Annotated in this window: 11 protein-coding genes; 5 read left to right on the forward strand and 6 right to left on the reverse strand. The window is 67.4% G+C overall.

What is annotated here, in order from left to right; translation table 11 throughout:
- Positions 1–12 precede the first annotated feature (12 nt).
- Positions 13–447 carry a hypothetical protein gene (locus N802_RS15845; RefSeq protein WP_156971455.1) on the reverse strand — a complete coding sequence of 145 codons (435 nt, stop codon included), beginning with the start codon at positions 445–447 and terminating at the stop codon, positions 13–15.
- A 153-nt stretch (positions 448–600) separates the two neighbouring features.
- Between N802_RS15845 and N802_RS15850 the strand changes: the two genes are divergently transcribed.
- From N802_RS15850 to N802_RS15860, 3 genes are all read left to right on the forward strand, one after another.
- Positions 601–2160, forward strand: coding sequence for a Re/Si-specific NAD(P)(+) transhydrogenase subunit alpha (locus N802_RS15850; protein ID WP_035918078.1), 1560 nt, complete (start codon positions 601–603; stop codon positions 2158–2160).
- Positions 2161–2167: 7 nt separating this feature from the next.
- On the forward strand, positions 2168–3547 hold the full coding sequence (gene pntB, locus N802_RS15855) for a Re/Si-specific NAD(P)(+) transhydrogenase subunit beta (RefSeq protein WP_035918081.1): 1380 nt from the start codon (positions 2168–2170) through the stop codon (positions 3545–3547).
- A 511-nt stretch (positions 3548–4058) separates the two neighbouring features.
- Positions 4059–4646 (forward strand): hypothetical protein, encoded by a 588-nt coding sequence (locus tag N802_RS15860; RefSeq protein ID WP_156971456.1) that lies wholly within the window; start codon positions 4059–4061, stop codon positions 4644–4646.
- A gap of 111 nt (positions 4647–4757) precedes the next feature.
- Here the strand turns inward: N802_RS15860 and N802_RS15865 are convergent, their stop codons facing one another.
- The 4 genes from N802_RS15865 to upp all read right to left on the reverse strand — a co-directional run bounded on the left by N802_RS15865 (position 4758) and on the right by upp (position 8077).
- Complete coding sequence (locus N802_RS15865; RefSeq protein WP_035918084.1) at positions 4758–6242, reverse strand: amino acid permease; 1485 nt, start codon at positions 6240–6242, stop codon at positions 4758–4760.
- Complete coding sequence (locus tag N802_RS20655) at positions 6242–7111, reverse strand: PH domain-containing protein (protein ID WP_052110052.1); 870 nt, start codon at positions 7109–7111, stop codon at positions 6242–6244. Before N802_RS20655 ends, N802_RS15865 begins: the two co-directional genes overlap by 1 nt.
- 4 nt (positions 7112–7115) lie before the next feature.
- Complete coding sequence (locus N802_RS20515) at positions 7116–7286, reverse strand: hypothetical protein (RefSeq protein ID WP_169743450.1); 171 nt, start codon at positions 7284–7286, stop codon at positions 7116–7118.
- Between the two features lie 152 nt (positions 7287–7438).
- On the reverse strand, positions 7439–8077 hold the full coding sequence (gene upp / locus N802_RS15875) for a uracil phosphoribosyltransferase (RefSeq protein WP_035918086.1): 639 nt from the start codon (positions 8075–8077) through the stop codon (positions 7439–7441).
- Positions 8078–8162: 85 nt separating this feature from the next.
- Between upp and N802_RS15880 the strand changes: the two genes are divergently transcribed.
- Both N802_RS15880 and N802_RS15885 read left to right on the forward strand, forming a co-directional pair.
- Complete coding sequence (locus tag N802_RS15880; protein WP_035918088.1) at positions 8163–8594, forward strand: nucleoside deaminase; 432 nt, start codon at positions 8163–8165, stop codon at positions 8592–8594.
- Positions 8591–9226 (forward strand): DedA family protein, encoded by a 636-nt coding sequence (locus tag N802_RS15885; protein ID WP_035918089.1) that lies wholly within the window; start codon positions 8591–8593, stop codon positions 9224–9226. The genes N802_RS15880 and N802_RS15885 overlap by 4 nt, the downstream gene beginning before the upstream one ends.
- 298 nt (positions 9227–9524) lie before the next feature.
- Here the strand turns inward: N802_RS15885 and N802_RS15890 are convergent, their stop codons facing one another.
- The gene (locus tag N802_RS15890; protein WP_035918090.1) at positions 9525–10229 is read right to left on the reverse strand and encodes an SGNH/GDSL hydrolase family protein; all 705 of its coding nucleotides are present in this window, start codon (positions 10227–10229) and stop codon (positions 9525–9527) included.
- Between the last annotated feature and the right edge of the window lie 253 nt (positions 10230–10482).

Genomic DNA, 10482 nt, shown 5'->3' on the forward strand with positions numbered 1-10482 from the left:
GGGGGCGGGCGGTCACCAGTGGCCGCCACGCTCCCGGTCGATCTCGTCGAGCAGAGGCCGCGGACCGGTGTCGTCCACCGTGACGTGAGGGTGCTCGTCACCGTCCCACTCGGCGCTCGACCCATCGTCGACCCAGGAAGGTGACTCGACGGCATACGCGTCGGTTGTCTGCTGCACCGGCGGGGCGCCCCCGTCGCGCCAGCCGGCACCGCCGAGCCGGCTCAACGGCACGGTCTCGTCGAGTGGCTCGTCCACCACGCCCTCGTCAGCCGACGACCCGAACGTCACCCCACTGCTCTGCGTCCCCGTCAGCGTGATCTCGGGCGTCTCATAGGTGTGGTGCTCGGGCAGGCTCGTGACGTCGCGGTGGCGGAGCACCCACACGAAGGCGGCGATCACGATGACGAACGCCACAGCGCCGATGAGCCACACCATCGAGTCATCCATGCCATGACGGTAGCCAACGGCACCGCTCCCGGCGCGCCGACGCGACCGAGGATCGGGACGTCACCGTTGCGGCTGTCACACAGGCGCGGGCTCGTACGGCCGCACTAGTAGGTTCTCGGGCGTATGTCTGTCCCTGGACGAGGAGAACTTCACGTGCGCATCGGTGTGCCACTGGAGTCGTTGCCCGGCGAATCCCGCGTGGCCGCGACTCCCAAGACTGTTGAGCAACTCATCGGACTCGGGTATGCCGTGTTCGTCCAGTCCGGAGCGGGTGACCTCGCGACGTTCCAGGACAGTGCGTATGCCGAGGCCGGCGCGGACGTCGTGGGCGACGAGGTGTGGAACACCGACATCGTCCTCAAGATCAACGCGCCGACTCCGGCGGAGATCAATCACCTCAAGAGCGGCCAGACCGTCGTGAGCCTCATGTCGCCCGCCCTCAAGCCCGAGCTCGTGGCCGCCCTCGCGGAGCGCGGAGTCACGGCGCTCGCCATGGACGCCGTCCCGCGCATCTCCCGGGCCCAGTCGCTCGACGTGCTGTCGTCGATGGCCAACATCGGTGGCTACCGCGCGGTCGTCGAGGCAGCACACGAGTTCGGTTCGTTCTTCACCGGCCAGGTGACGGCCGCGGGCAAGGTGCCGCCGGCCAAGGTCCTCGTCGTGGGCGCTGGTGTGGCCGGGCTCTCGGCAATCGGCACAGCCAGCTCGCTCGGGGCCATCGTGCGAGGCTTCGACGCACGCAGTGAGGTGGCCGAGCAGGTCGAGTCGATGGGTGCGGAGTTCCTGCGCATCGACGTCGAGGACGCCGGGCCGTCGGCCGACGGGTACGCCAAGGAGACGGGCGAGGACTTCAACCGCAAGGCCGCCGAGCTGTATGCCGCACAGGCCAAGGACGTCGACATCGTCATCACCACCGCGCTCATCCCCGGGAAGCCCGCACCGCGGCTGCTCACCGAGGAGATGGTTGCCTCGATGAAGCCAGGGTCGGTCGTCGTCGACATGGCGGCCTCCAACGGTGGCAACGTCGCCGGATCCGTCGCGGACAAGAAGGTCGTCACCCCCGGGGGCGTGACGATCCTCGGCTACACCGACCTGCCCGGGCGGTTGCCGACCCAGGCGTCGCAGCTGTTCGGAACCAATCTCGTCAACCTGCTCAAGCTCACCACCCCGGGCAAGGACGGCACCTTCGTCCTCGACCTCGAGGACCAGGTGCAGCGCGGCATGACGATCGCCCACGAGGGCCAGGTCCTGTGGCCGCCGCCTCCGGTGCAGGTCTCGGCGGCTCCGGCTCCCGCGGCAGCCGCGGCCAGCGCGGCAGGTGGGGTCGACGCGAAGGCGGGTGGACGGCATACGGAGAAGAAGCCGCGCGACCCGCGGATGAAGTACCTCTGGATGGCCATCGGCGCCTTGCTCTTCGCGCTCATCGCGTCGGCGTCGCCGGCGATGTTCCTCGGACACTTCACGGTCTTCGCGCTCGCGGTGATCGTCGGGTTCTATGTCATCTCCAACGTGTCGCACGCGCTGCACACGCCGCTCATGGCCGAGACCAACGCCATCAGCGGAATCATCATCGTCGGCGGGCTGCTGCAGATCGACTCGGACGACCTCGTCGTGAAGACGTTGGCGTTCCTCGCGATCCTCGTGGCCAGCATCAACATCTTCGGAGGATTCGCAGTGACCGGCCGCATGCTCGAGATGTTCCGGAAGGACTGAGGCGACGATGACTTCCAACGTGGTTTCTGCGGCATACATCGTCTCTGCCGTCCTGTTCGTCCTGTCGCTGGCGGGACTCTCGAAGCACGAGTCGGCCAAGGAGGGCAACCAGTTCGGCGTCGCCGGAATGGTCATCGCACTCGGGGCGACCATCTGGCTCGTGCTGTCCCGCTCTCCGCACGCGCTCACGACCCTGCTCCTGATCGCGCTGGCCATGGGCATCGGCGCGGTCATCGGACTGTGGCGCGCCCGCAAGGTCGAGATGACCCAGATGCCCGAGCTCGTCGCGATGCTGCACTCGTTCGTGGGTCTGGCCGCGGTGCTCGTCGGGTTCAACTCGCACCTGAACGTCGGGGCGGACTCGAACACCATCCACTCCATCGAGGTCTTCCTCGGGGTGTTCATCGGTGCGGTGACGCTCACCGGGTCGATCGTCGCGTTCCTCAAGCTGTCGGCGCGGATCAAGTCGACGCCGCTCATGCTGCCGGCGCGTCACTGGTTGAACCTGGCCGCCCTCGTGGTGTCGGCGTTGCTGCTCGTGTGGTTCATCCAGTCGCACTCGATCGTGCCTCTGGTGTTGATGACGGTCATCGCTCTGGCATTCGGCTGGCACCTCGTGGCGTCGATCGGTGGCGGCGACATGCCGGTCGTCGTGTCGATGCTCAACTCGTACTCCGGCTGGGCGGCGGCTGCGGCCGGCTTCATGCTCGGCAACGACCTGCTCATCGTCACCGGTGCCCTCGTGGGTGCATCCGGTGCGATCCTCAGCTACATCATGTGCAAGGCGATGAACCGTTCGTTCGTGTCGGTCATCGCGGGCGGGTTCGGCCAGGAGGTCGTGGTCGGTGACGACGTCGACTACGGCGAGCACCGTGAGATCACGGCCGAGGGTGCGGCGGACCTGCTGCGCGACGCGTCGTCGGTCGTCATCACGCCGGGCTACGGCATGGCTGTGGCGCAGGCGCAGTACCCCGTGGCAGAGCTGACCAAGCGACTGCGTGACCGCGGGGTCGAGGTGCGCTTCGGCATCCACCCGGTCGCTGGTCGCCTGCCGGGCCACATGAACGTGCTGCTCGCCGAGGCGAAGGTGCCCTATGACATCGTCCTCGAGATGGATGAGGTCAACGACGACTTCGGAGCGACCGACGTCGTGCTCGTCATCGGTGCCAACGACACGGTGAACCCCGCCGCCAACGAGGACCCGACGTCACCGATCGCCGGCATGCCGGTGCTCGAGGTGTGGAACGCCAAGGACGTCATCGTGTTCAAGCGGTCGATGGCGCCGGGGTATGCCGGTGTGCAGAACCCGCTGTTCTTCCGCGACAACTCGCAGATGCTCTTCGGTGACGCCAAGCAGCGCGTGGACGACATCCTCACCGCCCTCTAAGCGGTTCCTGCGACTGCATGATTCAGTCGATGTAGTACGAAACGCCGTACCCGGAGACCGGGTCACGGCGTTTCGTACTACCTCGACCGGAGTTGGGGATAACTTCGCGGCCGGAATCCGGTATTCGACGATGCTGACCCGCGTGCAGGCCCTCCCAGACCCGTTGGCGAACCGACCCTTCTCGACCCGGGAGGCTCGGGGTCTCGGCGTGCGTCCTCGGGACCTCCGGAGTGCTGATCTGGTTGTCGTGACACATGGCGCTCGTGCGCACCAAGAGCCGAACGCCCTCATTGACCGGGCGAGGGCCTACCTCGCGGCCATGCACGGCGACGTTGCCTTGTCCCACATCTCTGCTGCTCAACTCTGGGGCTTGCCACTCCCTCGGTTGATCGAGGGGCAAGAGGACCTTGACGTGATGTGTGGCCCCAAGGCGGGGCCGGTGAAGCGAGCTGGATGCATTGGTCACCGTGGCCTGAGCCGACGCAGAGTCGTGTCCCGCTCCGGTGTTCCGGTGACAGGGATCGCCGATACTTGGGTGGACCTCGGGGAAGTTCTGGGACGCGGCCTGACGCTCGATGACGTCGTGGTCGCCGGGGACGTGGCAGCACGGTTGCTGGACGTGAGCCGGGGCCCCGGCGAAGGACCTGCGGCGATGCGTGCGACGCTCCATTCGCGGGTCCGTCCACGCGGGAAGGTCCTGCTCACGGAGGCACTGGATCTCACCTCGCCGAGATCGAAGTCTCCGATGGAGACTCGGGCCAGGCTGATGTTCCGCCGCGGTGGGCTTCCCTCGCCCGAGCTCAATGCCACGGTGACGTTCGAGAGTCACGACGGGGATGGTGGAACAGCGGGCTGGCTGCTTGAAGGGGACTTCGTGTGGCGGGCCCAGAAGGTCATCGGTGAATACCAGGGTAACCACCACGCAGCGATCAGCCAGCGAGCGGTCGATGTTGCCCGCCGCCATCTGGCCGAGGACGAGGGGTGGACCTTCGTGGAGATCTTCGCCGGCGATGTCTACACACGCTCCAAGCGAATCTCCATGCTGCGTCGCCTTGGCCGAGCCCTGGGGGTGTCCGAGGCGGACCTGAATCTCTCCTAAAGTCCAGTCGAGGTAGTACGAAACGCCGTACGCGGGGGAGCGGGCGCGGCGTTTCGTACTACCTCGACCGGGAGGTGAGGACCTCGCTGGGCTCTCGGCGGCCCCGTGCGGTCAGGGGGTCTTGGTGAAGACCGCTTCCTCCTCGGCGCCCACGGCGATCCGCGACTTGCGGTAGCCGTAGACGAAGTAGATGAGGAACCCGAGGGCCAGCCAGATGCCGAAGCGAATCCACGTCTCCACCGGCAGCGTCAGCATCAGGTAGGCGCAGATCGCGGCCGACAGCCACGGCAGCCACGGCGAGAAAGGCACCTTGAACGGGCGGTGGAAGTCGGGCCGGCGCTTCCTGAGCACCGGCACGGCGATCGACACGAGGAAGAACGCGGTGAGCGTCCCGATGTTGATCATGAACTCGAGCTTCCCGACCGGCGTCAACGCGGCCACGAGCGCCACGAGCAGGCCGAGCCCGATCGTGATCTTGAGCGGCGTTCCGGTCTTCGGGTTGACCCGACCCAGGGCCGACGGCAGCAGCCAGTCGCGCGACATCGCGAACACGACGCGCGAGGCGCCGATGAGCAGCGTCATCACCACTGTCGTCAGACCCGCCACGGCGCCTGCGGAGATGAGCGTCGCGTAGGCCGGCTTGCCCACTTGCTCGAAGGCTCCCGCGAGCGATCCGGCCTCGGCGAGCTCGTGGTAGGGAACCATGCCCGTGAGCACCAATGCGGTGCCGCAGTAGAGGATCGTGCAGATGATGAGCGAGCCGATGATGCCGCGAGGCAGGTCGCGGGCGGGGTTCTTGGCCTCCTCGGCGGTGGTCGCGACCACGTCGAAGCCGATGTAGGCGAAGAACACGAGTGACGCCGCGGCGAAGATTCCGGAGATCCCGAAGGCCGCTGGAGCGAAGCCGAAGAGGTAGTCGAGGAGTGGCTGCTCCATCGTCGAGCCACTCTCGGTCGGTTGCGACGGCGGGATGAAGGGGGAGTAGTTCTCCGACTTGATGAAGCCGATGCCCGCGAAGATCACGAAGAGGACGATGAAGACCTTGAGGGCCACGAGCGCCATGTTGACCCGCATCGACTCCTTGATGCCGACGGACACGAGCGCAGTCAGGATGAGGACGAGGATGAACGCCGGCAGGTCGAACGACGATCCATAGGCCACCGACTCCGGGATCGTGATGCCGAGGTGGTCGAGGAAGATGCCCAGATAGGCCGACCACCCCTGTGCCACAACGGATGCGCCGAGGAGCAGCTCGAGCAGGAGGTCCCAGCCGATGATCCACGCGACGAGCTCGCCGAGCGTCGCGTAGGAGAACGTGTAGGCCGACCCGGACACGGGGATCGCCGACGCGAACTCGGCATAACACAGCGCCGCGAGCGCACAACAGAACGCCGCGATGATGAACGAGAGGATGACTGCGGGTCCGGCGAGCTGGTTCGCCGCGCGCCCGGCCACGGTGAAGATGCCGGCGCCGATGACGACACCGACACCGAACACGGTGAGGTCCAGGGCAGTGAGGCGCTTCTTGAGCTGGTAGTCCGGCTCATCGCCCTCGGCGATGGTCTGTTCGATGGACTTGGTGCGCCAGATGCTCATCAGTTGCCCTTTCGTCCGGGTCGCCGGTTGCCCCGCGGCCTGATGACGGGAATCTCTCCCGTGTCCTCCAATCGAGAAGCGTGCAGCAAGTCGGAGCTTTGGTAAAGGGTTTCGTGAGGCGGTGCCGGTGCGTGTCGATCGGTCACGGGATTGCGTATGCCGTCCGCGTGCGTCCCGCGGCCCTCTCGCGTGAAGTGGTCACGCCATCCGTGGGGGTCGTCGTACTCGTCGCGCCAGCCGCTGTCCCAGTCGTCGGGACCGGAGCCGGGTCCGGGTGCGCGGCCGGGCCCGTCGGGTCCGCCGTCGTCGTTGCCCTCGTCGTCCTCGTCCTCTGCCCAGCCGTCGTCGGGGTCACGCGCAGCATCCTCGGTTCCGAAGAGGGTGTCGCAGATGGCCTGGTAGTGCTCGGTGGCGTTGGGGACGTACTCGACGCGGGACAGGGCCTGTGACTGCCCGGCCGACTCGAGGATGAAGGTTCCGTAGCCGATCAGCCGGCCCGTGATCGAGCGCTCGAAGGTCATGTCGGTGACCTTCATGTTCGGCATCATCGCGACCTTTCGCCGGATGAACCCGTAGAAGAGGAGGAGGCGCTTGTCGGTCGCCACGAACCAGTCGTGGCGCCAGTTCAGATAGCGCCAGAGGAGGTAGATGAACCCCCCAAGTGCCAGAAGCCAGACGAAGTTCGCGAGGTTGGCACCCATCTGGGTGCGGGGTGCCTCCGCCTCGACGAAGGTGGCGAAGAAGAGCAGGCCGACGAAGGCCGAGATGGGCTTGATCTGCGAGAACCAGTGCTGCCGGAGGACGACCACCGTGCGTTCCCCGCGGACCAGGTAGCGCTCCAGTTCGCGGTCGAGGCGCCCGGCCGCCACGGGGTCAGCCCCGGGCGATCAACGAGTCGAAGAAACTGCCGACGTTGGTCACGCCGTTGGCGACGACATCCCAGGCGCTGCCGGCGATGTTTGCCGCGTCACCCGGGGACGTGAAGATGGCATAGAGCATGAAGATGACCAGTAGCCACGTGACGATCTTCTTGACCGGGGGCATGGACTCGACTGCTCTCTCTCGGGGTCGGGGCCCAGCAGGCACGCTGGACCGCATATTTCAGCACCCATGATGACGGATGTGACTGGTGTGACTTGTGAGGTTGTCCGGCGTGTCGTGACCCGAGGCTCGTTCGCCGCTGGCCGCCGTGCGCGTCAGACCACGCCGTAGAGGCGGTCTCCTGCGTCACCGAGCCCGGGCACGATGTAGCCGAGCTCGTTCAGTTTCTCATCAATCGACCCGGTCACGAGCGACACGGGCACCCCAGCATCGGCGAGTGACTCCTCCATGTGCGCAATCCCCTCGGGCGCCGCCAGGAGGGTCACGGCCGTGATGTCGTCGGCGCCCCGCTCGAGCAGGAACCGGATCGCGTCGACCATCGACCCACCGGTGGCGAGCATGGGGTCCAGCACATAGACCTGACGCCCCGAAAGGTCGTCGGGCAGGCGGTTCGCGTAGGTGATCGCCTCGAGTGTCTCCTCGTTGCGCTGCATGCCGAGGAAGCCGACCTCGGCACTCGGCAACAGCCGCACCATGCCCTCGAGCATCCCGAGCCCGGCGCGCAGGATCGGCACGATGAGCGGCTTGGGGTTGCTCAGCTTGATGCCCGTCGTCGGCGCCACCGGCGTCTCGATCGAGAACGGCTCGACACGCACCTCGCGGGTCGCCTCGTAGGCCAGCAGCGTCATGAGTTCCTCCGCCAGCCGGCGGAAGGTCGGGGAGTCCGTCCGCTTGTCGCGCAGGTAGGTCAACTTGTGTGCGATGAGCGGGTGATCGGCAACATGAACGCGCATGGGTGAAACTTAGCGTGTGACCCCCCATTCGGGACCCCCGTCCGGTTCGCGTTCGGCGCCGCTTCGCGAGGAGTATGCCGTCGCCATGCGTCGCGCACTCGACCTCGCCTCCCTGGCCGGCCGGGACGGAGACGTGCCCGTCGGGGCAGTGGTCCTCGACCCCTCCGGCGCCGTCATCGGGGAAGGACGCAACCTGCGCGAGGTCGACACCGACCCCACGGCGCATGCCGAGGTCGTGGCACTCAGGGAAGCGGCACGGCATACGGGATCCTGGCGACTGGAGGACTGCACCCTGGTGGTGACCCTGGAACCCTGCCCGATGTGCGCGGGCGCCGCGATGCTCGCGCGGATCGGTCGGATCGTCCTCGGCGCGTGGGACCCCAAGCTCGGGGCAACGGGCTCTGTCTGGGACGTCGTGCGCGACCGGCGCGCGACGCATCGCATCGAGGTCGTCGGGGGAGTCCTCGAAGCCGAGGCGTCCCGGGTCCTCGTCGACTTCTTCGAGGCACGCCGGTGACCGACTTCCTCGCTTCACTCGTCGACCAGTCCCCGTGGGTGATCCTCACGATCGCGGCCCTCATCGTCTTCGGCGAGTGCGCACTCTTCGTCGGGATGGTGCTCCCCGGCGAGACGGTCGCCGTCCTCGCCGGCGCCACTGCGGCGCTCGGGCAGACCACCCTCGCGTCCGTGCTCGTCGTCGTCACGATCGCGGCTCTCCTCGGGGACAGCACCGGGTATGCCATCGGTCGCCGTGTCGGACCGCGGCTCCACGACCGCATCACGAACCCGGCGCGCCGCAAGCGTCTGGACGGTGCGGAGACGGCGCTGCGGCAGCGCGGTGGGCTGGCGGTGTTCGTGGGTCGTTGGACGCCGTTCGTCCGTTCCGTCATGCCTGCACTCGCCGGAATTTCCGGTATGCCGTACGCCAAGTTCCTGGGCTGGGACCTGTTGGGTGCCGGGTCGTGGTCGATTCTCTCGGTCCTGGCGGGGTTTGCCGCGGGCAAGTCGTATGAGCAGGTCGTCGCGTGGTTCGGCACGCTGGGTGCGGTGATCCTCGGGCTGGGCATTGCCGTGGGTTTGGCCACTTGGCTGTGGCGACGCCGTGCCGCAGCCCGAGCGGGGTCGGCGTCCGCGTCGGTGGACGCCTGACCCTCCCGCCCCCGGCGCAGAAAATAAACCGTTGCGTTCCGGGCTCTGTCCGGCTTAGCGTCGGAGGACACGGAAGGGAGGTGGTCCAAGAAGTGATTTCTCATTGGACGCGTGAGGTGACTGCGCGCTAGCGCACCTCGACTGCTCGAGGTCGCGTCTCCCGGCGCAATCCCAGCAGTTCACCGCAGCCCGTGGGCCGTGCAGGTCGTCCCCTGCACTCGTCTTGCCGCCTCCCTTCGGAGTCGAAGCCGACAGGCCCACGGGCTGTTCCATGCCTCCGCCCCGTCGGGGGATCTCGTCAGGGCAGGTAGCCCGCCATGACCGCCTCGGCGAACGCGGCGTGCAGCGCCTCGCTCGGATGGAAGCCGTCGGGTCCGAACATCTCCTCGGACAACGGTTCGCCAGCCGCGATGCGGAACGCGCGTTCGCGAGCATCCACCGCTGCCACGCCGACGGCATCGAAGGCGCGCCCACGCCAACCGAGCACGTCGGCGAGGGGGCGCGGGAACGCCGGGAAGTGCTCCAGGGGTGGAATGCCGAGCAGGCACACCTGGGCCTGCGGCGCAGCAGCGAGGACCGCGTCGAGGAGCGCCCCCAGCTCCTGACGGAAGCGGGCGACGGTGTGGAGGTTCTTGAGGTCGTTGACGCCGACGGAGACGAAGACGAGGTCCGCGTCGGACAGGGTCTCGTCGGAGACGAGGACCATCGCCCGGCCTGCGGTGGCTCCACTGACCGCGTGGACCTTCCAATGGACGGTCGCGTCGAAGCGGTCGGCCAAGAGGGTCGCCAAGCGGCCGGCGACGGACGTGCGGTGATGGGGGACGGCATACCCCGCAGTGACGCTGTCGCCGAGGGCGACGACCTTCATCCGCCGAGCGCCCGAGCCGACACTGCCCGTGCTGCCGTCGGCGTCGGGGAAGCGCGCCATCGAGCGCTTGAGCCTGTAGGCCTGCGCCGGAACCAGCGGCAGAGCCGCCCAGCGCCATGGGTGTGCTCGCGCCATGGCTCGACGGTAGCGGTGCACCAGTCCTGCGGGCTCCAGGAATGCGAAATGCCCCGAGGGCTGGGAGCAGGTCGTGTGGCGGTGCGGGTGGCGGTGGCGGTGGGAGCCGCTGTCGCGTCCGGCTCCTTCGTCGCCGTGCGCTCCAGCTCCCGGCATCCCACCGCTCCGCCAACGAAAAAGCCCCGAGCAAAGCTCGGGGCAATTTCGTTTGGCGGTGGCGGTGGTGTCGAGTCTCAGGACATACGCAACAGAT

Origin of the sequence: Knoellia sinensis KCTC 19936, assembly GCF_000768705.1 — a bacterium.
GTDB classification, from domain to species: Bacteria; Actinomycetota; Actinomycetes; order Actinomycetales; family Dermatophilaceae; genus Knoellia; species Knoellia sinensis.

Excerpts from the sequence above, each read along its gene's own strand:
- N802_RS15890 (WP_035918090.1), bottom strand. The coding sequence starts at position 10,229 with ATGGCGCGAGCACACCCATGGCGCTGGGCGGCTCTGCCGCTGGTTCCG.
- N802_RS15865 (WP_035918084.1), bottom strand. The coding sequence starts at position 6,242 with ATGAGCATCTGGCGCACCAAGTCCATCGAACAGACCATCGCCGAGGGC.
- upp (WP_035918086.1), bottom strand. The coding sequence starts at position 8,077 with ATGCGCGTTCATGTTGCCGATCACCCGCTCATCGCACACAAGTTGACC.
- N802_RS15880 (WP_035918088.1), top strand. The coding sequence starts at position 8,163 with ATGCGTCGCGCACTCGACCTCGCCTCCCTGGCCGGCCGGGACGGAGAC.
- N802_RS20515 (WP_169743450.1), bottom strand. The coding sequence starts at position 7,286 with ATGCCCCCGGTCAAGAAGATCGTCACGTGGCTACTGGTCATCTTCATG.
- pntB (WP_035918081.1), top strand. The coding sequence starts at position 2,168 with ATGACTTCCAACGTGGTTTCTGCGGCATACATCGTCTCTGCCGTCCTG.
- N802_RS15845 (WP_156971455.1), bottom strand. The coding sequence starts at position 447 with ATGGATGACTCGATGGTGTGGCTCATCGGCGCTGTGGCGTTCGTCATC.